The 24,044-nt window shown below is 55.3% G+C and carries 16 protein-coding genes; 12 read left to right on the plus strand and 4 right to left on the minus strand.

Annotated features, from left to right (window positions below):
- Positions 1-11 precede the first annotated feature (11 nt).
- Genes ACOTY9_RS12825 through ACOTY9_RS12840 form a run of 4 tightly spaced genes read left to right on the plus strand, consistent with a single transcriptional unit; the run spans position 12 to position 14,114 of the window.
- Positions 12-2,585 carry a fimbria/pilus outer membrane usher protein gene (locus tag ACOTY9_RS12825; protein ID WP_348565905.1) on the plus strand — a complete coding sequence of 858 codons (2,574 nt, stop codon included), beginning with the start codon at positions 12-14 and terminating at the stop codon, positions 2,583-2,585.
- Positions 2,582-3,577: a fimbrial protein gene (locus ACOTY9_RS12830; protein WP_348565906.1), complete on the plus strand. Its 996-nt coding sequence runs from the start codon at positions 2,582-2,584 to the stop codon at positions 3,575-3,577. Before ACOTY9_RS12825 ends, ACOTY9_RS12830 begins: the two co-directional genes overlap by 4 nt.
- Positions 3,578-3,594: 17 nt before the next feature.
- On the plus strand, positions 3,595-5,328 hold the full coding sequence (locus ACOTY9_RS12835; RefSeq protein WP_348565907.1) for a ShlB/FhaC/HecB family hemolysin secretion/activation protein: 1,734 nt from the start codon (positions 3,595-3,597) through the stop codon (positions 5,326-5,328).
- 14 nt (positions 5,329-5,342) lie between these two features.
- A complete protein-coding gene (locus ACOTY9_RS12840) occupies positions 5,343-14,114 on the plus strand; it encodes a hemagglutinin repeat-containing protein (RefSeq protein WP_421637369.1) in 8,772 nt (2,923 codons plus the stop codon).
- A gap of 98 nt (positions 14,115-14,212) precedes the next feature.
- Here ACOTY9_RS12840 and speA read toward each other — a convergent pair whose 3' ends face one another.
- The 4 genes from speA to ACOTY9_RS12860 form a co-directional block, all read right to left on the minus strand.
- A complete protein-coding gene (speA, locus tag ACOTY9_RS12845) occupies positions 14,213-16,189 on the minus strand; it encodes a biosynthetic arginine decarboxylase (protein WP_014885182.1) in 1,977 nt (658 codons plus the stop codon).
- A gap of 8 nt (positions 16,190-16,197) precedes the next feature.
- A complete protein-coding gene (gene yqgB, locus ACOTY9_RS12850) occupies positions 16,198-16,329 on the minus strand; it encodes an acid stress response protein YqgB (protein ID WP_127312443.1) in 132 nt (43 codons plus the stop codon).
- A gap of 94 nt (positions 16,330-16,423) precedes the next feature.
- A complete protein-coding gene (locus ACOTY9_RS12855) occupies positions 16,424-16,567 on the minus strand; it encodes a hypothetical protein (RefSeq protein WP_418251728.1) in 144 nt (47 codons plus the stop codon).
- Between the two features lie 68 nt (positions 16,568-16,635).
- Positions 16,636-16,854 carry a hypothetical protein gene (locus tag ACOTY9_RS12860; protein WP_014885183.1) on the minus strand — a complete coding sequence of 73 codons (219 nt, stop codon included), beginning with the start codon at positions 16,852-16,854 and terminating at the stop codon, positions 16,636-16,638.
- Between the two features lie 138 nt (positions 16,855-16,992).
- On the opposite strand from ACOTY9_RS12860, the gene metK reads away from it, so the two are divergent.
- The 8 genes from metK (at position 16,993) to ruvX (ending at position 24,038) form a co-directional block, all read left to right on the plus strand.
- Complete coding sequence (gene metK / locus ACOTY9_RS12865; protein ID WP_014885184.1) at positions 16,993-18,147, plus strand: methionine adenosyltransferase; 1,155 nt, start codon at positions 16,993-16,995, stop codon at positions 18,145-18,147.
- A 334-nt stretch (positions 18,148-18,481) separates the two neighbouring features.
- Complete coding sequence (gene galP / locus ACOTY9_RS12870; protein WP_014885185.1) at positions 18,482-19,879, plus strand: galactose/proton symporter; 1,398 nt, start codon at positions 18,482-18,484, stop codon at positions 19,877-19,879.
- A gap of 58 nt (positions 19,880-19,937) precedes the next feature.
- Entirely contained in the window at positions 19,938-20,435 is a 498-nt protein-coding gene (locus ACOTY9_RS12875; protein WP_196361269.1) for a SprT family zinc-dependent metalloprotease, read from the plus strand.
- A gap of 94 nt (positions 20,436-20,529) precedes the next feature.
- Positions 20,530-21,237 carry a deoxyribonuclease I gene (endA, locus tag ACOTY9_RS12880; protein ID WP_014885187.1) on the plus strand — a complete coding sequence of 236 codons (708 nt, stop codon included), beginning with the start codon at positions 20,530-20,532 and terminating at the stop codon, positions 21,235-21,237.
- A gap of 51 nt (positions 21,238-21,288) precedes the next feature.
- The gene (rsmE, locus tag ACOTY9_RS12885) at positions 21,289-22,020 is read left to right on the plus strand and encodes a 16S rRNA (uracil(1498)-N(3))-methyltransferase (RefSeq protein WP_023331277.1); all 732 of its coding nucleotides are present in this window, start codon (positions 21,289-21,291) and stop codon (positions 22,018-22,020) included.
- Positions 22,021-22,039: 19 nt separating this feature from the next.
- Positions 22,040-22,987 carry a glutathione synthase gene (gene gshB / locus ACOTY9_RS12890; RefSeq protein WP_023331278.1) on the plus strand — a complete coding sequence of 316 codons (948 nt, stop codon included), beginning with the start codon at positions 22,040-22,042 and terminating at the stop codon, positions 22,985-22,987.
- A gap of 74 nt (positions 22,988-23,061) precedes the next feature.
- A complete protein-coding gene (locus ACOTY9_RS12895; protein ID WP_008499752.1) occupies positions 23,062-23,622 on the plus strand; it encodes a YqgE/AlgH family protein in 561 nt (186 codons plus the stop codon).
- Positions 23,622-24,038, plus strand: a complete 417-nt coding sequence (gene ruvX / locus ACOTY9_RS12900; RefSeq protein WP_006811925.1) for a Holliday junction resolvase RuvX — start codon at positions 23,622-23,624, stop codon at positions 24,036-24,038. Before ACOTY9_RS12895 ends, ruvX begins: the two co-directional genes overlap by 1 nt.
- Positions 24,039-24,044 lie beyond the last annotated feature (6 nt).

Here is a 24,044-nt window from a genome sequence, read left to right on the forward strand (position 1 = left end):
AGGACGGTGATATGTCGATGTTTTACAAGAAAACTAACATTCTGCGGGTGATTAGTGGCTTTGTCATTTCGGTGACCATTGCGCCACTCGCAGTATATGCCAGTGATACCAGTAAGCCGATGACATTTTCTCGTGGGTTTATGAAGTATTACGATAGCGGAATCGATCTGACACAATTTGACGGCGTTGAAAAAATACTGCCGGGGAAATATACGCTTGAGGTTTACAGCAACCTCAAGCCGGTTAATACCTGGACCGTTACCTTTGTGGCTGCAAATAATGAGCAGGGATTCAACGCCTGCATGACGCCCGAAATGGTCGTCCGCTTTGACGTCGACACATCAAAACTTCCCCCCGACTGGAAGCAGAATACCTGCATTATTCTCCCTGAGCTGATTAAAGGCGCGACGGTTAATTATAATGCGGTAGAAGAACAGCTGGATGTCACGATTCCTCAGGCAATGCTGCTGAATACGCCTGCGGGTTACGTAAGCCCGGAGTTATGGGATAACGGCGTACCGGCGCTGATGTCCTCCTATACCCTTAGCGCCACCAGTTCACGTTATCGCCCCACTCAGGACAACGCGACCTATCTCTACAGCAATTTGCACAACACCCTCGCACTGGGGGCATGGCGTTTTACGACCTACGACAGCCTGAGCTCCGGCAGCGACACTGAAAATACCGGCGTACAGCATATCCAGGCCTATGCAGAGCGGGCGATTGCGCCGCTGCAATCGCAGATAGTGCTGGGCGATCTGAACACCACCGGTGATTTTTTTGACACTACCGCCCTGCGTGGCGTTCGTCTCGCCACGGACGATCGCATGCTTCCCGACTCGGTACGCAACTATGCCCCGGTGGTGCGCGGCATCGCCAACAGCAACGCCACGGTGACCATCAAGCAGGCTGGCAATACCCTGTATGAAAAGGTGGTGCCGCCTGGGGAGTTCGCCATCAGCGATCTCTATGCGACCGGCTATAACGGCGATCTTGAGGTCACCGTTAAAGAGACAAACGGCAAAGAGTCCTACTTCGTGGTCCCCTACTCCAGCGTGCCGCAGCTGCTGCGCGAAGGTTACTCCCGCTACTCTGTGGCTGCGGGTGAAATCCGCGATACCTGGCTGAAAGAGGATCCGAAAGCGGTTGAGGGCACGTTTCAGTACGGCTTATTCAATAACTTTACCGGCTACGTTGGCGGACAGAGCGCGTTCGAAGGTGATTATGCGGCGCTGATGAGCGGTTTTGCGATTAACACCCGTCTGGGCGCATTAGGCGTAGACGTGACGCGCTCTTTCACCCGCTTCGAGGGGCAGCCGGACACCGCAGGCTGCGGCACGTTCTGCAATATGAGCCTGCGCATTAGCCTGGCGAAGACCCTCCCGACAACCGGGACGAACTTCAGCCTGATTGGCTATCGCTACTCCAGCGCGAATTTCTACTCCCTGAGCGACGCGGTCAGCCTGAAGCGCTCGATTGAAGCCGATGAAGAAGACTTTCTCCCGGAACGCTATCGCGAGCGACTGGAAGCCAACATCAACCAGACGCTTCCGGCCGGTTGGGGAAGCTTCTACGTCAGCGGGTTTGTGGGCAACGTCTGGAATAACGAGCAGGGCCGGAATGAAAAGTCGAACTTCGTGCTGGGCTACAACAACCAGTTTGGCATCACGACCTGGGGGATCTCCCTTGGCCGCACCAATAACGACGATGGCGACCACGAAGATACGCTCTACCTGAACGTGAGCATGCCGCTTGGCCACCACTACGAGAAGCAGGCTCGCCTGGGGGCCAACTTTAGCTATAACAGCGAAGAAGCCAACTTCCGTACCTCGCTGAACGGCTCCGCCGGGGAACGCTCACAGTTTGGCTTTGGCGGCTATTTCAGCCAGTCCAACACGCCGGAAACTAACTTCGGCATGAACCTCTCCTACACGGGCGAGAGCGCCTCGGGCGGGATGACCTACAGCCAGTCCCGGGACTCCTTTATGGGAGGGGTCAACCTGAACGGCGGCGTGGTGGTGCATGAAGGCGGCATCAACTTTGTGCCAACCCTCGCAGACACCATTGGCATCGTGGAAGCAAAAGGCGCAGAAGGCTCTCGCATCTACCCGGATTCCCAGGCCGTCATCAAAGACAACGGCTACGGCATTGTCGGGTATCTGGTGCCTTACAAGTACAACGAGGTGTACGCCGACCCGAAAGGCACCGCGTATACCGTCGAGGTCGACGACACCCGCCGAACCATCGTGCCAACCTCCGGCGCGGCAGTGCTGATCAAAATGGACACCCAGGCCAATCGCCAGAGCTTTGTGCGCTTTATGCAGCCTTCCGGCGAAGTGATCCCATTTGGTGCGTCGGTACTGGACGAATCGCACAACGCGATCGGCATGGTCGGGCAAAACGGCGTGGCGATGGTGGCGCTTAAGGAAGGCCAAAACGTCTTTACCCTCCAGTGGAAGAAAAATAAAAAGCCCGCGCAGTGCGGTGCGCGTTATGTGAAGCAAGGCACTGAGGACCGACCAACCGAGGAAGAAGCGTTTAAGGCTATTGAAATTACCTGCATCAATAACGGGGCAACACCATGAAACGGATTTTTACGGCTGCGCTGATTCTTTTATCCACGGCATTTATCTCTTTAACGTGCAACAACGCCTATGCGGCGTTGTGCACCCTCACGTCCCCGTTGGCGACGCTGAATATCATGGACGACATCACGCTTAACGTCATAAAGCAGCGTGAAGTCGGCAAGGTTTTATGGAGCAAAACCTATCAGGTGCCGGACGTCAGCTACACCTGCGACGCGTCCACCCAATCTTCATGGCATTCAAGCTATTCGCGAAGCTATATCCGATCGCAGATTGATCATGTCTATAACACCGAAATCCCGGGGATAGGCATTCGCATGCGGTGGCCAACGCAGACCGAATCTTCATGGCTGCCGGGTAACTCGGGTTCGCCGACCACGTGCTCCACCGGTTGTGGGGTGAAAAACAGTACGGTTCTGGTGGAAATGGTCCAGACCGGTTCGATGCCTGAAGGGGAATACTTTATTCCAGCGGGTAAGGTGGCCGAAGCACTGGTGATCCCGTCCGCCGATGAAAGCGAAAAACTGCCGATTATGGCCATCAACTTTGGTGTTGCCATTAAGGTGGTTACCGCCTCGTGCTCAATTTACCCCTCAGCGACGAACGTCGATTTAGGCACCTATAACATCGCCGATTTTCAAAACGACGATACTTTTCAGGGTGTTAAAAAAGACTTCAGCATCACCGTGGGCTGCCCTTCTACGGAACAAATTGGCATCACCTTCAACTCCTTAATTAACACCCCTTTAGGCGCGTTGACCGGTGTGATCGGCGTTGAAAGCGGCGATGGCTATGCAAGCAATTTTAGTATTCGCCTTTTTGAGAAGAACTCAACCGCGATCACGCTGGGTAAGGAGAAGGTCTATACCGCCTCCACGCTCACCAAAAACTATCAGGCACATATCTATGTTGGCGGCGGGGTCGATCGTAAGACGGACCTCACCCCCGGCAAAGTTGTCGGCGCCGTTCAATACACCGTTGTCATTAAATAACGCTCAGGGAGAGAGTGATGCGTTGTCATTTCAAAATCAAAAACGTCCTGTTTTTACTGCCTTTATTACAGGTGGCCCATGCCGCCATACTGCCCTCAGTTCAGAACAAGCAGGAACTTGACCGCCTGGAGCGGCAGAGTAACCAGTATCTGATTGAAGAGGCGAAAAGAACGGAAGCGTTGCTGCAACAGCAGCGCGCAACTCGCGGCGAAGACGCGGAGACCGGGCTGCCGGCAGACTCATCGTGGAAGTTCAACGTAACCCGGATCGAGATCCTCGACGATCATCTGTTCGACGGATCGCCGCAGCGCGAGGAGATCGTCCAGCGCTATCTGGGTAAGGATCTGGGTAAATCTGACATTTTTACCTTAGTGAAAGAGTTAACGGATTTTTATATTTCCCGTGGCTATGCCACCACTCTTATCAGCATCGACCCCGGCAACATCAAGAGCGGTACGCTTAAGCTTCGCGTGCTGTGGGGAAAGATTAACGATTTTAAGGTGAACGGCCAGACACCGGGCCTGCGTGATAGCACGCGTCTTTTTACCGCCTACCCGTTTGCCAAAGACAAGATCCTCAATATGCAGGATGTCGACCAGATGGTTGAGAACCTGATGCGGGTCTCGGAGAGGGATAATATTAGCGTTGAACCCTCAATCATTAATGGCTATTCCGATCTTAACCTGATTCATCAGCCCTCATTTCCGATTGACGCGGCGGCGGGGTTAAATAACTCCGGGAGCAAATCAGAAGGCTGGCAGCAATATTACGGCAGCCTGACGGCAAAAAATATTGCCGGGTTAAACGACATCTTTAATGCGTATTACTCCTGGAACGATCTGAAAAATAATAATGATAAACAGGACTCCTGGTCATTTAGCTACAGCGTGCCGCTGGGCTATTGGGGTTTTGATACCAGCTATTACAAATCCGAATACGAAAAAGGCATCGACGGCGGCTTCGGCATTTACGATTCCGATGGCACGTCGGAGCGTGCATCCCTGCGTATCAGCCGCATGCTGATGCGTGGCGCAACGGGCAAAACCAGCGCCTGGATGAAAGTCGAACGCCGGGATAACTACAACGGCATCGAAAACGCGCGCATTGACGTTAGCTCAAAAACCTACACCTCGCTGGCGTCGGGCCTGACCTACGTTGGCGCCATGGGCGGTGGCTGGTTCTATGGCGATCTGAGCGTCACCGCGGCGGTGCCGTGGTTTGGTTCAGCCCGCGACGGCGATAAAGACCTTGAAGGTTTCGACGTCGATTATCTGAAGTACAACGGCATTGCCTCCTGGACGCGCCCGCTCGCTAAGTTTGGCCGACTCGGCATGACCTACGAGCTGAACAGCGGTTTTCAGTACACGCCGGATGTGCTGGTGAGTGATGCCAAAGTGACTATCGGCGATGAATACACCGTTCGTGGTTTCAAAGACGATAACGTGATGAGCGACAGCGGCGCGTGGATTGCCAATAGCCTGCAGTTTCCTTTTGATATTGGACTGGCCGGTATTTACCAGCTGACGCCCTATATCGGCTACGACGTTGGCTTCACAAAAGATAATTGCCCGAAAGGCGTCAATGTCTGCGACAGCCAATTCATGATGGGCGCATCAGTGGGCGTTAAAGCCACTGGCAGCCATTTCTCTTCCTACGTTATGGCAGGGTGGCCCGTTAAAAAACCAGACTCAATGGAAGAAGAAACCGTCGATAACACGGTGGTTTATTACAAAACGGAAATTAACTTCTAACAAAGGGAAGAATAATGAAAAAAAAAAACACACGCAGCGGAAAAATAACCACGCGCAATTTGCATAAGCGGCTCTGCCCATTATATCTGTCTTTGGCCGGCATTTTCTCGGCCCCCGTCGATGCGGCAACCACGCCTGATAATCGTCAGTCGAAAGGCCCTACCATGGGCCAGGCGGCCAACGGCACGCCCGTGGTGAATATTGCCGATCCTAATGCGAAAGGCATCTCCATGAATAAATTCAACGAATTTAACGTTGAAAAACAGGGGATGATCTTTAACAACAGCATGCAGGACGGCGTAACGAAAATTGGCGGCTATGCGGTAAAAAACGCCCAACTGCAGCACGAAGCCAGCGCCATCATCAGCGAAGTAACGGGTGCGAAAGCGTCCTACATTAACGGCACGATGGAAGTTTTCGGTAAAAAGGCCGACATCATCATTGCCAACGAAAACGGCATTAGCGTGAACGGCGCAACCACCATCAATGCCAACAGCCTGACCCTCAGCACCGGTAAAGTGCAGGCAAATAACGACGGTTCCTATAAGCTGGCGGTCGAAAAAGGGGCGGTATCCGTCACCGGTCAGGGCATTAATACCGACGGGCTGGGCTACTTTGACATCGTTAGCCGCAGCGCGCAGCTGGAAGGCGAAATTGCCGGTAAAGCAGACATCAAAGTGCTGGCGGGCCAGAACGACTACGACCTTGCGACCCGTAGCCACACCGTGCGTAACAAAGGCGACGGACGGGGTCCGGCCGTGGCTATCGACGGTAGCGCGCTTGGCTCCATGTACGGCGGCAAGATCCAGCTGATCAGCACCGAATCCGGGGCGGGCGTCCGTCATGCCGGCGGCATTATCGCCAGCAGCGATCTCGAGATCAGCGCGGATGGCGACATTACGCTCGCCAGCCTGTCGAGCGAGAAAAATATGTCGCTCTCCGGCAAGAATATCACCCTGAACAAATCCACTTCCGGCGTTCAGGCAAAAAACGACATTATCATGAACGCCCTGGCGGGCATCACGCTGAATAACGACGTGATCGCCTCAACCGGCAAAATCCGCATTGATGCCAGCTCGCTGGTGCAAAATGCCGCCTCGCTGGTAACCAATAACACCACCACCACCGTCCCGGCAATTCAGATTAACGTCGCGGGCCAGTATACCCTGAACGGCAAACTGCAGGCGCTGGATGCCAACGGTAAGATCATTGCAGACGGCGTCGTGACGCTGAAAAACGGCGATTTCGTCGTGAAGGTCAACGGCGTTGAAGTGCCGTTTGCCTCGCTGATCTCGGATACCCAGGTGATCAGCCACAGCGGTGACGTAGAGATTACCGCAGGCAGCATGAATAACGGCGGCGGCAGCGTCCTGGCGAAAAAAGGCACCCTGCAGTTCACCCTGAAAGAGGCCTTTGTGAACAGCGGCTCCGTCAGCGCGACGGGGGACCTGACGATTGCGTCCGGCTCACTGAAGAACGACGGCGTGCTGTACGCATCCAATAACCAGACGCTCCGCGTAGGGAACCTGGACAACAACGGCCGCATCTTCGCGGAAAAGCGGCTGGTGATGAACGCCAGCGCGCTGAACAACCGTGGAAACATCGGTGCGACCACTGACGCACTGCAGGTCACCACGACCGGCAACTTGACCAACAGCGGCACCCTCGTGGGTGATGCGGCAGCCGTCAGCCTGAACGTCGGCGGCGACGTCGACAACAGCGGTAACATCATCAGCAACGAAAAAGATGTCACCCTCGCTGCCAGCGGTAAATCCATCAAGAACCTGGGCAAAATCGAGGGGAAAAACGTTACCCTGACCGCGTCCAACGTCGATGCGACGCTTGAAAACAGCGGCACGCTGAACGCCAGACAAAAAGCGCAGGTGAAAGCGGCGAAGCTGAATAACAACGGCGGAACCCTGAGCGCAGCGGGCGATGTTGCGCTGAACGTCAGTAAGCAATTAAATAACACCCACGGCGGCGAGATCCTGGCGGGAGAAAACCTTACGCTGGACGGCGCGCAGACGACTGCACTGACCAACGACAATAGCCGGATCCAGGGGAAAAACGTCACCCTGACCAACATGTCCACTCTCACCAACACGGGCGACGCCGTTCTGCTCGCGAGTGGGGCGATGGATCTGTCCGGCGCAACAACGCTGACCAACTCGGCCTCAGGCATTCAGGCAACGTCCATCCTGCTGGACCACATCGGCACGCTGAATAATACCCGCGATGCCACCCTCTACAGCAGCGGCAATCTCACTCTGTCCAACATCGGTACCCTCACCAACGATGCGTCTCAGGTGGTTGCAGACGGTGCGCTGGCGATGCTGAACATCACAAACGTATCCAACACCAACAGCGCCGCGATGGTCGGTAGCGGCAGCGTAACAATCAGCAATGTGGATACGCTCAACAACAGCAACAGTGCGGCGATCCAGTCTGAGCATGCCCTCAGCATCAACAACGTGGGTACGCTGAACAACAGCACTGACGCGGCGCTCCTCGCCTCGGGCAACATGACCCTGGACGGTGTGAATACGCTGAACAATGCCTCGGTGATCCTCAGCGATGGCAGCATTACGGTGCAGAACGGCGACACGCTGCACAATAACGGCGTCGTGCAGGCGGGCACCGATCTGATTATCCGCAATATCCGCAGCCTGATGAACGACGGGAGCGACCATGTGCTCATGGCCCTGCGGAACCTGACGATCGAGGATGTGGATTCCCTGACCAACTCCAGCCAGGCGGCGATCACGGCCAGCATGAACACGGTGCTGAACGCCGTTGGCGTACTGACTAACCTCTCCGGTGGGGTGATTCAGGCCGTTGATGGGGCGTTAACCGTCGCGGCAAATTCACTCCTCAACAGCGGCAGTGAAAATGGTTCGAATTCGACTCTGGTGGCGGGCGGCGATGTGACCGTGACGTCAGAGAATGTGACCAACGAGAGTGGCGCGGCCATTGTCTCGACGGATAACAACCTGACGCTGAACGTGAAGAACACCCTTAACAACAGCGATGAAGCCGTGCTCGCAGGGGCAAAAACGACCTCGCTGAATGTTCAGACAGGCAACATCAAAAACACCACTGAAGCAGTCATTGCGGGCACAAATATTGCAGTTGCGACCAAAAACCTGCAAAACGATGCCAACGCCTCCATCACCGCCGACCGGGATCTGCAGCTGACTCTCGCCAGCCTGAACAACACGGCCGGTATTCTTGAGGCCGGACGCGATCTCACGCTTAGCGTTGACAACAGCCTGACCCTCGACGCCAATAACCAGAATATCTACGCCGGACGCGCGATGGCGATCGCCACGCACGGCGACTTTACCAATAGCACCCAGATGGAAGCGATTGGCGATTTGACCGTGAATGCAGACGGTAATTTCACCAACGCCGTCTCTATCGTGACCGGAGGCGATCTCAACGTCACCGCGGGCAATATCACCAACAATGCCGGTAGCCTGCTGTGGACGATGGGCGATATGAGTCTGGAAGCCCGTAACGGTACTTTCTTCAACGGCGTGTCGGGTAACGTGCTCAGCATGGGCGATATGTCGATTATCGCGAAGGAGATCCATAACCAGGCCGGGATCATTCGCGCAGAGAAGGATGTGAATTTAGACGCGGAATCCATCAGAAACGAAAGTAGCTATGCCGGCGACGAAATCTCCATGACGGGTTATCAGAACGCCAGTGCGGTATATAGCACCGTAGAGCATCTCGCGACGAAATCTAACACCATGATTAACTTCTCAATGCCGGTTGTGACCTCGGGATTGAGACTGGATCATCAGGCCGAGATCAGCGCGGGCGGCAACATTAATATCAACCAGCGCAATATCTACGACAGAAAACAGATTACAAACAAAGGTGGTCTGATTCAGGCAGCGAAAGATATTACGGTTACCGGTGATATCTACAACTCACCGGAATACGGTGAAATGTCCATTTATGATTATCTGCAGCTGCCGTTAGAGATGCAGGGCGGGCTCACCTATCAGTGGCATTTAGGCGCCTATCATACGTCAACGTGGAACTTTGATACCCTTTACCAGTTCCTCGACTTCGAGTTTGGCAATGGCGCAGCGGCCGGTAAGACAGGCAGTGATGACCCTGAAAAAGCGCTCTGGTACAACGCCGTCGTGATGACCGGCAACGAGTCCACGCTTTTCAACAAAATGATGTCCGACATCTTCGGTGAAACCTGGCAAACCACCGACTACGGTACAATGTGCGGTATCTGGGCGAGCGTAACAGCCTCCAATAATGAGGCATTAAAAAACAATAAAACCTACTTCGTCCCTTCTGAAAAAGGTGAGATCACCGCGGGCGGTAACTTTACGCATAACGGCGGCACGCTGGATAACGGTATTGCGGACGCTGGGGTGATTAACAGCCACAGCGACGTAAGCGATATCGACGTGGGTGAATACACCGTGGATACGGTCATTGCCGGTTACGATGTCCAGGTGAATACCAAAAAAATTGACGAGCTGGCGATGGGCATTAGCCCGATGCCAACCATCAAGGATATGGTCTCCATTCCGGGCATGTTTGAAGTCTCAACCGACTTTAAGAAAACCGCCGAAGCGGAAAAAAATGGCACGGCTTATCCGGGGCCAGCCAACAATATCGTTCCGATCTTTGAAACGCGTCCGTCAATGATCGATCAGAGCGCTTACACAGGATCGGATTACTTCTTCGATCAGGTGGGCTATGACCCGCAGAAGCCGGTTAACGTTATTGGTGATAACTACTTCACCTCAGAATTGATCCGCCGTGAGATCAACAGCTCGGTGGGCAGTTTCTTTTCGATCCGTGATGGTCTGGAAGGCGACGCGCTGGTGCAGGCCCTGATGGACAATGCAGGCGTGGCCGCACAGGACAGCGAGCTGGGGCTGGTTGTCGGTCAATCCCTGACCGAGGAGCAGCGCAACGGACTGGACGCCGATATCGTCTGGTTCGTCAATCAGACGGTGAACGGAGTGGACGTGATGGTCCCGGTCGTGTACCTGTGCCCTGAAACGCTTCGTCAGATGGAGAGCGGAGACGTTAACGGCGGCACCGCGACCGTTCATGCCGGTGGCGATATGAACGTCGACGCGAACAGCATCAATAACGCCAACGGTACAATCTCATCCAAAGGCGACATGACGCTGGTCTCTGATGGGGATATCAACAACGTTAGCAACGGCATGAGCGCGGGTATCTCTGCGGACGGCGACATCAATATGTCCAGCACCAGCGGCAATATCAATAACAACGGCGCGGCGATTAACGCTGAGGGCGACGTGAACATGTCCGCAGCTCAGGGTGACATCACCATGACGGCCAGCGTAGGGCGCGATGAGAGCGGCAAGCAGGTGATCCACGCCTTTGAGGACGGCGTTACCGCAGGCGGCAGCATTAACATGGAGGCTAAATCCATCACCTCCAACGCGTCGGATATTACGGCGGGTCAGGATGTAAGCATGAAGGCCACCGACGGCGACGTCACCTTCAATGACCTGCATGAAATTGACGCCACGCGTATCATTGATAACGACGTCAGAAGCGCGCTCAACTACACGATGTCTGATACCTCAACCACCACGGGCAAAGCCATTGGCGCGAATGTTTCCGCTGGCGGCAACATGAGTATCGAGGCCAAAAACGACGTAGTGATGGAAGGGGGGACCTACAACGCCCAGACCGGCAGCATCACCGCTGAAAATGACGTGACGATCAAAACGTCCCAGGACGTTGCTCACGAAGAACAGCACAGCTCGTCACGCGAGTTTGTCATCAGCGCGGGCGTCAGCGGCGGCGGCCAGTCGGTTAACACCAGCTACGGCACCATGGACGGCGGCAGCACCGAAACGACCTCCGGCGACTATGTCAGCGCAGGATCAGAATCCGACACCTCTGCAATCGGCAAGAAGCCTGGCCGTGCGCCGGTGAATGATACGGCTGGCTTCACGTTTGGCATGAGCACCTCCAGTGACTCGTCCGTCACCGACAGCAAAAAGAACACCAATGCCGCAATCAACTTTGGCCAGTCCGGGACGATTGAAGCCGGTAAGACCGCTGACATCGGCGGGGCGGATCTCAGCGCGGGCGACGCCCTGACCATCAACGCCGAGGACGTCGCGACCACGAAATATGAAGATGAGATGAAAAACACCTCATCCCATAAAGCGACGTCGTTTGGTATCACGGGTGAAGCCCACAGCACCCTTGTAGATACCTTTGATAAAGCCGGTAACCTGATTGAAAAAGGCACCGAAGGCCAGACTGCCAACGCCGGAACAACGGCTGCGGAAGTGCTGGGCGAGGCCTCTAACCTGCTGCTTAACGATCTGGCTGGCGGTTCCGTTACCATTGGCGGCAGTTCGTCTAAATCGCACTCAACCTCCACCTCCACGGCGGAAAACATTAACCACATCAGCGCCAATAACGTTTCGATCAATACCAAAAAAGACACCACGTTGAACGGAACAGACATTAGCGGCCAGAACGTTGAAATTAACGCAGGCGGCGATGTGAACATGAATGCGGCGAAATCCACATCCAGCTACAGCAACACCACCGAGGAGCACTCGGCGGGCATCTCGGCTGGCGTGGGCGTGGATCTCTCCGGCGTGAGCGGCGGCGCGTCTGTCGACTACAGCGGCAGCAAAGAGACCGGAACAGGCAACAGCACCAGCTACACCAACAGCACCATTACGGCAGGCGACGTCAAAATTAAGTCCGGCGGCGACATGACCATGAGCGGTGCCAACATTGATGCCAATACCGCGGACGTGGATGTTGCAGGGGATATGACCGTGAACTCCCTTCAGGATACGGTTCACACGGACAACGAGCGTGCCAACTGGGGTGCATCCGTCGGTGTAGCCGTGTCGACGAAAGGCGTGATGCCTACCGGGGCCGTTAACGGCGGCGGCGGCTCAGAGGCTTATGACTCGGCAACCACCGCGAAGCAGTCCGGCATTCACACCACGGGGGACGTGCAGGTGAAAACCGGCGGCGACCTCAACATGGCGGGGGCCAATATCGTCTCTGATAATGGCACCGGTAACGTCAACGTTGCGGGCAATATCAACGCCAAAGACCTGCAAGATACCGTTGAGCAGGACGGCCTGTACGGCGGTGGCGGCGTAGGTATCGGTGGTTTGCCGGGTAAAAAAGGCGGCATTCCATCGGCTAACATCTACGTGGATACGGTCGATGAGATCCACCGTAACGAAACGCAGAGATCCACCATTTCCGTGGGGGGCACCACCAGCAAAGGTACGACTGGCGAGATCAACACCAACAAGGATGAGATGTCCGTTGTCACCCGTGACGAAAAAGAAGCGGGTAACAATATCTCCTATACCCTTGCGGATCCTGGTATCGGTAAGAAGAAAAAAGGCAGTTACGACGTCGATACGCCGAGCGACCACCGCAATGGCGGGGGCTCGTCGAAGCATTCAGGCGATGGCACGAAGAAGAAAGAGGATACGCCAGCGAAACCTGCGCACAGCGAAGCGGTGCCTGCCGTTACGCCGTCGAAAGCGGACAATCTTAAGCCTGCGCCAAAACCGGCTGACAGCACGACGAAGACGGATACCACCCCGTCTGGAACCGCGCACAGCGAAGCGGTGCCTGCCGTTAAGCCGTCGAAAGCGGAAGATCTGAAGCCTGCGCCGAAACCGGCTGACAGCACGACGAAGACGGATACCACCCCGTCTAAAACCGCGCACAGCGAAGAGGCACCTGCCGTTACGCCGTCGAAAGCGGACGATCTGAAGCCTGCACCAAAACCGGCTGACAGCGCGAAGAAGACGGATACCACCCCGTCTGAAACCGCGCACAGCGAAGCGGTGCCGGCCGTTAAACCGTCGAAAGCGGATGACCTGAAGCCTGCGCCGAAACCGGCTGACAGCACAACGAAGACGGATACCACTCCGTCTGAAACCGCGCACAGCGAAGCGGTGCCGGCCGTTACGCCGTCGAAAGCGGACGATCTGAAGCCTGCGCCGAAACCGGCTGACAGCACGACGCCGAAGAAAAAATGGGACGTTCCGAATACGAATTACCCAACGCTTTCTCCAGGTTCTGCAACCGGTAAAACCGGCAAAGATATGCCGAAAACGCCTGAGCACAGAAAGTGGAACGGCGATATGACCAACGGCGTGGCGCCGTCGAGCAACCCGAAAGGCACCGACGTCAAGCTCTCGCCGGGTTCGTCTACCGGCCAGACCGGCATGGACATGCCGAAAACGCCTGAGCACAAGCAGTGGAACGGCGACATGACCAACGGCGTGGCGCCGTCGAGCAACCCGAAAGGCACCGACGTGAAGCTCTCGCCGGGTTCGTCCACCGGTCAGACCGGCATGGACATGCCGAAAACGCCTGAGCACAAGCAGTGGAACGGCGATATGACCAACGGCGTGGCGCCGTCGAGCAACCCGAAAGGCACCGACGTCAAGCTCTCGCCGGGTTCATCCACCGGTCAGACCGGCATGGACATGCCGAAAACGCCTGAGCACAAGCAGTGGAACGGCGACATGACCAACGGCGTGGCACCGTCGAGCAACCCGAAAGGCACCGACGTTAAGCTCTCGCCGGGTTCATCCACCGGTCAGACCGGCATGGATATGCCGAAAACGCCTGAGCACAAGCAGTGGAACGGCGATATGAGCGCAACAGCGCAGCCGAAGCAGTGGCTGCCGCTGATGACGGAAACGCCAATTAATATCTATGCGAAGGTGATCATTACGTTCGAGGATGAACAGCTGAGTTAACCGCCCTCCCCCGTCGTTCACCGGCGGGGTTTTCATGTAGCCATAAAAAAAGGGTCTGACCGCGGTCAGACCCTTTTCATATTTAACTGGCGGAATAATTATTCGTCTTCGAGATAAGTATACCCGTACAGCCCCGCCTCAAACTCTTCCAGGAACTGCTGCTGCAATGCATCGTCGAGACCGGTGTTTTTCACCTGGTCGCGGAACTGGGTCAGCAGCGTTTTCGGATCGAGCTGAACGTATTCCAGCATGTCTGCCACGGTATCCCCCTCGTCAGACAGCTCAACTTCCACGCTGCCGTCAGGGAAGACAAACACGTCAACCGCTTCGGTATCACCGAACAGGTTGTGCATGTTGCCGAGGATCTCCTGGTACGCCCCAACCATAAAGAAGCCCAGCATCGGCGGGTTCTCCGGGTCGTACTCCGGCATTGGCATGGTGGTGGCGATACCGTCGCCGTCAACGTAGTGGTCGATAGCACCGTCGGAGTCACAGGTGATGTCCAGCAGCACCGCGCGACGTTCCGGGGCGTGGTTCAGCCCTTCCAGCGGCAGAACCGGGAACAGCTGGTCGATACCCCATGCATCCGGCATCGACTGGAACAGCGAGAAGTTGACGTAAATCTTATCCGCCATACGTTCCTGCAGCTCGTCGATAATCGGACGGTGCGCGCGGTTGCTCGGATCGAGCTGCTTCTGCACTTCATGGCACATGTTCAGATAAAGCTGCTCCGCCCACGCACGCTCCTGCAGGCTGAAGGTGCCTGAAGAGTAGCCGACGTGAATATCGTGCAGATCCATCTGGCTGTCGTGCAGCCATTCGCGCAGGGAGCGACGCGTGCCCGGCTCGTGCATCTCCTGCCAGGTTTCCCACATGCTTTGCAGGGAACGCGGTGCGTCATCCTGCGGCGGCGTCGCTTCAGAAATTTCGCTACGCTCAACGCCGATGATATTAGAGACCAGCACCGTATGGTGCGCGGTCACCGCGCGACCGGATTCGGTGATCACCGTCGGGTGCGGCAGGCCGTGCTCTTCACAGGCATCACCGATCGCCCAGATGATGTTATTGGCGTATTCATTCAGACCGTAGTTCACCGAGCAGTCAGACTGCGAGCGGGTCCCTTCGTAGTCCACGCCCAGGCCACCGCCCACGTCGAAGCACTGAATATTCACGCCAAGCTTGTGCAGCTCAACGTAGAAACGGGCTGATTCACGCACGCCGGTGGCGATATCGCGAATATTGGCCATCTGCGAACCGAGGTGGAAGTGCAGAAGCTGAATGCTGTCCAGACGACCGCGCTCGCGCAGAATCTCCACCAGCTGCAGTACCTGGTTCGCCGCGAGGCCGAATTTGGATTTTTCACCGCCGGAGGACTGCCATTTACCGGAACCCTGAGACGCCAGACGCGCACGCACGCCGAGGCGTGGCACCACGTTAAGACGTTCAGCCTCTTCCAGCACGATCGCGATTTCAGTCATCTTCTCGATAACCAGATAGACCTTGTGGCCCATCTTCTCGCCAATCAGCGCCAGACGAATGTACTCACGGTCTTTGTAGCCGTTACAGACAATGACCGAACGGGTCATGCCCGCATGCGCCAGAACCGCCATCAGCTCCGCTTTGGAGCCGGCTTCGAGGCCCAGCGGCTCGCCGGAGTGGATAAGGGACTCAATCACGCGGCGGTGCTGGTTCACCTTAATCGGGTAAACCAGGAAGTAGTCGCCTTTATAGCCGTAGGATTCACGCGCGCGCTTGAAGGCGGCGTTAATAGAACGCAGGCGATGTTGCAGGATCTGCGGGAAGCAGAACAGTGCAGGCAAACGCTGGCCCTGTGCTTCACGGGCTTTCACCAGTTTGGCGAGGTCCACGCGCGCTTCAGGGACGTCCGGATCCGGGCAAACGCTGATGTGGCCCAGTTCGTTGACGTCGTAGTAGTTATTGCCCCACCAGGCAATATTGTATGTGCGCAGCATCTTGCTGGCTTCCTGGGAGCTCATCGCAACCTCCTGCATAGAACGTAGTACACCCTGTTCGCCCGCTGACGAAGGCGAAAAAGAAGACATGTCGTCAGACATAGCGAACCTCAACTCTTTGTATTAAGTGTAAAACAGTTGACTACTATCGCAGCGTTATACGGCGATAACAACCCATAAACGGCTCCGTTTCCCAGCAGAGTATGCTGAAATCCAGACCGTGCGACCGGTTTCTTATTCATATCATTGTAAAACACGTATCCGAACTCTGTATGACAAGGTTCGGCGAAACCACGAGAAAACTCTTGTATTAACAAGAGCGCCCTTGTTCAGTTTTCACACAGCCTGACCGGCCCTGGAATCCTGAGAAGCGCCGAGATGGGTATAACATCGGCAGGTTTGCAGACTAGAAATGCGGGTTGCGGGAATCAAATGCGCGCCAGAACGGCTGCGCTGAATTAGCGGAAAACGATGGTTCATTATCTCGTATCACCTCCACGGCCGCCTCTGCTGAAACGGACCCCAAGCCAAAGCTAAAAGTTCACTGCTTAACCCGGCTGGAAGTGGCGACTCGATGAGTTCATCGAGCGCTTATTTTGTATGAGCCGCGCGCCGCGTTTTATACCGAGAAGGGGGCTAAAAAGCAAAACAAAAATGCGTGGGTTGCCAGCGCCGTCAGGAAAAATTTCCAGCAGACATTTCAACGCCGTGAGAGATGAATCAAAAAAAACTGGAAATCGGGCGAAGAAGTGACCTAAAATAGCCATCCAGATGTTAATCCATCTATACTGATTAACACTCATACTGCCAGTGTCAAAAACCTGCAGGCCTTGGTAGAATTATCTCCTTTGGCTATTCCACACAGCAGCTTGAGCTAACCAAATTCCTCTTAGGTGAAATAAAACATGGCAAAACACCTGTTTACGTCCGAGTCCGTATCAGAAGGACATCCTGATAAAATTGCTGACCAAATCTCCGATGCGGTGCTGGATGCGATCCTGGCGCAGGATCCTAAAGCGCGCGTCGCGTGCGAAACCTACGTCAAAACTGGCATGGTTCTGGTTGGCGGTGAGATCACCACCAGCGCATGGGTTGATATCGAAGAGATCACCCGTAACACGGTGCGTGAAATCGGTTATGTGCATTCTGATATGGGCTTTGATGCCAATTCTTGCGCGGTGCTGAGCGCCATTGGCAAACAGTCTCCAGACATCAACCAGGGCGTTGACCGTGCCGATCCACTGGAACAGGGCGCGGGCGACCAGGGCCTGATGTTTGGCTACGCGACCAACGAAACCGACGTGCTGATGCCAGCCCCGGTCACCTACGCGCACCGTCTGGTACAGCGTCAGGCTGAAGTGCGCAAAAACGGCACCCTGCCGTGGCTGCGCCCGGATGCAAAAAGCCAGGTCACCTTCCAGTACGATGACGGCAAAATCGTTGGCATCGATGCGGTGGTACTGTCTACCCAGCATTCCGAAGAGATTGACCAGAAATCCCTGCAAGAAGCAGTGATGGAAGAGATCATCAAGCCGGTTCTGCCGACCGAATGGCTGAGCTCTGCGACCAAATTCTTCATCAACCCAACCGGACGCTTTGTTATCGGCGGCCCAATGGGTGACTGCGGTCTGACCGGACGTAAAATCATCGTTGATACCTACGGCGGCATGGCACGTCACGGCGGCGGTGCGTTCTCTGGTAAAGATCCGTCTAAAGTTGACCGCTCTGCGGCATACGCGGCACGTTATGTTGCGAAAAACATCGTTGCTGCCGGCCTGGCTGACCGCTGTGAGATTCAGGTTTCTTACGCCATCGGCGTGGCTGAGCCAACCTCCATCATGGTTGAAACCTTCGGTACCGAGAAAGTGCCTTCAGAACAGCTGACCCTGCTGGTACGCGAGTTCTTCGACCTGCGTCCATACGGACTGATTCAGATGCTGGATCTGCTGCACCCAATCTACAAAGAAACCGCGGCATACGGTCACTTTGGTCGTGAACATTTCCCATGGGAAAAAACCGACAAAGCCGCCCTGCTGCGTGAAGCTGCCGGTCTGAAATAATCGACTGACAAGAGCGTTAAAAAAGCCAGCCTTTGTGCTGGCTTTTTTTTGTTTGGAACCGCTTACACGCCAGTCCATGTACCTCGCTTTCGGAATAATCTCTTTGCGTGATGGCATTTCTTATGCTGTTACATTTACTTTCAGTTAAGTCTGAAATGTATTCTTTCGCGATGCATATCACCTAATTTACCTCTATATTTTCAAAGCTTTAATAATTTTTACGGTTACACACCAGTGTAACCGATTACACCAATGTGATTAATCTCACATATTTTTACGGGTCACTCACCTACCCTTAACATCAATAAAACTGATAACCCAACTGGAGGGCATAATGCCTGACAATAAAAAACAGGGGCGTACGTCCAACAAGGCGATGACATTCTTCGTCTGCTTCCTCGCCGCCCTGGCAGGTTTACTTTTTGGCCTGGATATCGGCGTGATTGCTGGCGCCCTTCCCTTCATCGCAGACGAATTCCAGATTAACGCGCATACCCAGGAATGGGTGGTCAGCTCGATGATGTTTGGCGCAGCGGTTGGTGCTGTCGGCAGCGGCTGGCTCTCCTTCAAGCTCGGACGTAAAAAGAGCCTGATGATTGGTGCCATTCTCTTCGTCGCCGGTTCACTCTTCTCTGCTGCCGCCCCTAACGTTGAAGTGCTTATTCTTTCCCGCGTACTGCTGGGGCTGGCCGTCGGCGTCGCGTCCTACACCGCCCCGCTCTATCTCTCTGAAATTGCGCCAGAGAAAATTCGCGGCAGTATGATTTCGATGTACCAGCTGATGATTACCATCGGTATTCTCGGGGCTTATCTTTCCGATACCGCGTTCAGCTACAGCGGGGCATGGCGCTGGATGCTTGGCGTGATCATCATCCCGGCCATTTTGCTGCTGATTGGCGTCTTCTTCCTGCCGGACAGCCCACGCTGGTTTGCCGCAAAGCGCCGCTTCCACGATGCCGAACGGGTGCTGCTGCGCCTGCGCGACACCAGTGCGGAGGCGAAAAACGAGCTGGAAGAGATCCGCGAAAGCCTGAAGGTGAAGCAGTCTGGCTGGGCGCTGTTTAAAGAGAACAGCAACTTCCGTCGCGCAGTATTCCTCGGCGTGCTGCTGCAGGTGATGCAACAGTTCACCGGGATGAACGTCATCATGTATTACGCGCCAAAAATCTTTGAGCTGGCGGGTTATACCAACACCACCGAGCAGATGTGGGGCACCGTCATCGTCGGCCTGACAAACGTGCTGGCGACCTTTATCGCGATCGGCCTGGTGGACCGCTGGGGACGTAAACCTACCCTGACGCTGGGCTTCCTGGTCATGGCGATCGGTATGGGCGTGCTGGGCACCATGATGCACGTCGGCATCCACTCCCCAACCGCACAGTATTTTGCGGTAGGCATGCTGCTGATGTTTATCGTCGGGTTCGCGATGAGCGCCGGTCCGCTGATTTGGGTACTGTGTTCTGAGATCCAGCCGCTGAAAGGGCGTGATTTTGGTATCACCTGCTCAACTGCAACCAACTGGATTGCCAACATGATCGTCGGCGCGACGTTCCTGACCATGCTCAATACCCTGGGCAATGCCAACACCTTCTGGGTCTACGCCGGTCTGAACATCTTCTTTATTGTGTTGACCATCTGGCTGGTTCCAGAAACCAAACATGTTTCACTGGAACATATTGAACGTAACCTGATGAAAGGTCGTCCACTGCGCGAAATCGGCGCACACGACTAATCCTCTTGCGGGAGGCGCCTCTTGCGCCTCCCCGCTTCGCGCTTTATGCTCTGCCCCTATGAAAGCTCCCCGTCTCCCCATCGCCCTTCAGCAAGCCGTTATGCGCAGCCTGCGGGAAAAACTCGCCCAGGCGAACCTGAAGCTCGGTCGGAATTACCCTGAACCGAAGCTCGTCTATCAGCAGCGTGGCACCGCGGCGGGTACTGCCTGGCTGGAATCGTATGAGATCCGCCTGAACCCTGTGTTGATGATGGAAAACCAGCAGGCGTTTATTGAGGAAGTGGTGCCGCATGAGCTGGCTCACCTCCTGGTGTGGAAACATTTTGGTCGCGTCGCGCCGCACGGAAAAGAGTGGAAGTGGATGATGGAGGCAGTCCTGGGCGTTCCGGCGCGCAGAACTCATCATTTCGAGCTGGAATCTGTACGTCGCAATACGTTCCCCTACCGCTGCCAGTGTCAGCAGCATCAGCTTACCGTCCGCCGCCATAATCGCGTGGTCCGCGGCGAGGCGACCTACCGCTGCGTCAAATGCGGCGAACCGCTGATTGCGGAGTAATCATTTGAACATTCAGGAACTTTCCTGATCTGACTGATTGCATACAGGAAAAACATTCGTTACGTTGCGGGCTCGTTTTGACACGGAGTGTAAGATGTCCCGTAATTTTTCTCTCGCGGTCGCCTTTCTGACGACAGCGTTCTCAGGCCATGCTCTGGCCGATGGTATCAACAGTTTTTCCCAGGCCAAGGCAGCAGGCGTGAAGGTGAACGCCGATGTGCCGGGCGATTTCTACTGCGGCTGTAAAATTAACTGGCAGGGTAAAAAAGGGGTCGTGGACCTGGAGTCCTGCGGCTATAAGGTGCGTAAAAACGAAAACCGCGCCAGCCGCATCGAATGGGAACATGTCGTTCCGGCATGGCAGTTTGGCCACCAGCGCCAGTGCTGGCAGGATGGCGGTCGTAAAAACTGTTCTAAAGATCCTGTCTACCGCCAGATGGAAAGCGATATGCATAACCTGCAGCCCGCCGTGGGTGAAGTGAACGGTGACCGCGGCAACTTTATGTACAGCCAGTGGAACGGTGGCGAAGGCCAATATGGCCAGTGCGGCATGAAGGTGGATTTTAAAGAAAAAGTCGCCGAGCCGCCTGCCCGCGCGCGCGGCAGCATCGCCCGCACCTACTTCTACATGCGTGACCGCTACGACCTCAACCTCTCCCGTCAACAGACGCAGTTGTTCAATGCGTGGGATAAGCAATATCCGGTGACGGAGTGGGAATGTCAGCGCGACGAACGCATCGCCAGAGTCCAGGGGAATCATAACCCGTACGTCCAGCGGGCTTGCCAGGCGCAAAAGAGCTAACCTACACTACGGCAATTCGCTTATCTCGCATGACATATGGAATTTCTGACTATGCGCATTCCTCGCATTTACCACCCTGAACTGATTACCGCAGGTCGCGAAATCGCCCTGTCTGACGACGCCGCCAACCACGTTGGCCGCGTGCTGCGCATGGGGGCTGGGCAGGCAATACAGCTTTTCGACGGCTCTAATCAGATTTTCGAGGCGGAAATCACCCGGGCGGATAAAAAAAGCGTGCATGTGAATGTGTTGCGCGGTGAAGTGGACGACCGTGAATCGCCGCTGCACATCCACCTGGGCCAGGTGATGTCCCGCGGGGAAAAGATGGAATTCACCATTCAAAAATCCATTGAGCTGGGTGTAAGCCTCATTACGCCACTTTTTTCCGAGCGCTGTGGCGTTAAACTGGATGCGGAACGTCTGAACAAAAAGATCCAGCAGTGGCAGAAAATTGCCATTGCGGCGTGTGAACAGAGCGGCCGCAACCGCATACCGGAGATCCGCCCGGCAATGGACCTGGAGGACTGGTGTGCCGAAGAGGAGAGCGGACTGAAGCTCAATCTTCATCCGCGCGCCAGCGCCAGCATTAATACGCTGCCGCTGCCCGTTGAACGTGTACGCCTGCTGATTGGCCCCGAAGGCGGCCTGTCGGCGGACGAAATTGCGATGACGGCGCGTTACCAGTTTACTGATATTCTGTTGGGACCTCGCGTTCTGCGCACTGAGACAACGGCACTCACGGCCATTACCGCGCTACAGGTACGGTTTGGCGATCTGGGTTGAAGTATAAACGGAGAAGAACATGATTAAGCTCGGCATCGTGATGGACCCCATCGCAAACATTAACATCAAGAAAGATTCCAGCTTCGCTATGTTGCTGGAAGCGCAGCGTCGCGGCTATGAGCTCCACTATATGGAGATGAACGATCTTTACCTGATCAACGGTGAAGCCCGCGCGCGTACCCGCATCGTTAACGTCGAGCAGAACTACGACAAATGGTACGAGTTTGGCACCGAGCAGGATATTGCCCTGGCCGATCTCAACGTTATTCTGATGCGTAAAGATCCGCCGTTCGACACCGAATACATCTACTCCACCTATATCCTTGAGCGTGCCGAAGAGAAAGGGACGCTGATCGTCAATAAGCCGCAGAGCCTGCGCGACTGCAACGAGAAGCTTTATACCGCCTGGTTCTCAGACCTGACGCCTGAAACGCTGGTGACCCGCAGTAAAGCTCAGCTGAAGGAATTCTGGCAAAAACACGGCGATATCATCATGAAGCCGCTGGATGGCATGGGCGGCGCGTCTATTTTCCGCGTGAAGGAAGGCGACCCGAACATTGGGGTGATTGCCGAAACCCTGACCGAACTGGGTACCCGCTACTGCATGGCCCAGAACTATTTGCCCGCCATTAAAGATGGCGACAAACGCGTTCTGGTCGTGGATGGCGAACCCGTACCTTACTGCCTGGCACGTATCCCACAGGGTGGCGAAACGCGCGGTAACCTGGCGGCCGGTGGACGCGGTGAGCCGCGCCCGTTGACCGAAAGCGACTGGGAAATTGCCCGCCGCGTTGGCCCAACGCTTAAAGCCAAAGGCCTGATCTTTGTTGGCCTGGACATCATTGGCGATCGCCTGACGGAAGTGAACGTCACCAGCCCAACCTGCATTCGCGAAATCGAAGCGGAGTTCCCGATCTCGATCACCGGAATGCTGATGGACGCTATCGAAAAACGTTTACAGAAATAATCTGTGACAGCGCCCGGCTTTATCCCCATACTGGGCGCTGTCGCTTTTTAAACCAGGAAACAGTACCTCTGACAATGAATTTACAGCATCACTTTCTTATTGCCATGCCTGCTCTCCAGGATCCGATTTTTCGCCGCGCCGTGGTTTATATTTGTGAATACAATGAAGACGGCGCGATGGGCATTATCATCAATAAGCCGCTGGAAAACCTGCAGGTTGAAGGGATTCTGGACAAGCTGAAAATCCCGGCTGAAGCACGACTGCCGGAGATCCGGCTTGATAAACCGGTGATGCTGGGCGGACCACTTGCAGAAGATCGCGGCTTTATCCTGCATACCCCGCCGGTATTCTCTTCCAGTATCCGCATCTCCGATAACACCGTGATCACCACCTCGCGCGACGTGCTCGAAACGCTGGGTACCGCAGAACAGCCTTCCGAAGTGCTGGTGGCGCTGGGTTACTCGTCGTGGGAGAAAGGCCAGCTTGAGCAGGAAATCCTCGATAACGCCTGGCTTACCGCACCAGCGGACATGAATATTCTGTTTAAAACCCCGATAGCCGATCGCTGGCGCGATGCGGCAAAACTGATTGGCATTGATATTCTGACCATGCCTGGTGTCGCGGGGCACGCCTGATGAGCGGAACACTTTTGGCCTTTGATTTTGGTACCAAAAGCATTGGCGTCGCTGTGGGTCAGCGCATCACCGGTACCGCGCGTCCGCTCACGGCCCTGAAGGCCAACGACGGCACGCCTGACTGGAATCTTATCGAACGTCTGCTGAAAGAGTGGCAACCGGATGATGTTATCGTTGGGCTGCCGCTGAATATGGACGGCACCGAACAACCCCTTACCGCCCGCGCACGTAAGTTCGCCAATAAAATCCATGGCCGCTTTGGCGTCTCCGTGAAGCTTCACGACGAGCGTCTTAGCACCGTCGAAGCGCGTGCTGGCCTGTTTGAGCACGGCGGCTTCCGGGCGCTCAACAAAGGCAGCGTAGACTCCGCCTCTGCCGTCATCATCCTCGAAAGCTATTTCGAACAGGGCTATTAATCTCAG

It is taken from the genome of Enterobacter cloacae complex sp. SHL012 (assembly GCF_049237505.1).
GTDB lineage: Bacteria > Pseudomonadota > Gammaproteobacteria > Enterobacterales > Enterobacteriaceae > Enterobacter > Enterobacter kobei.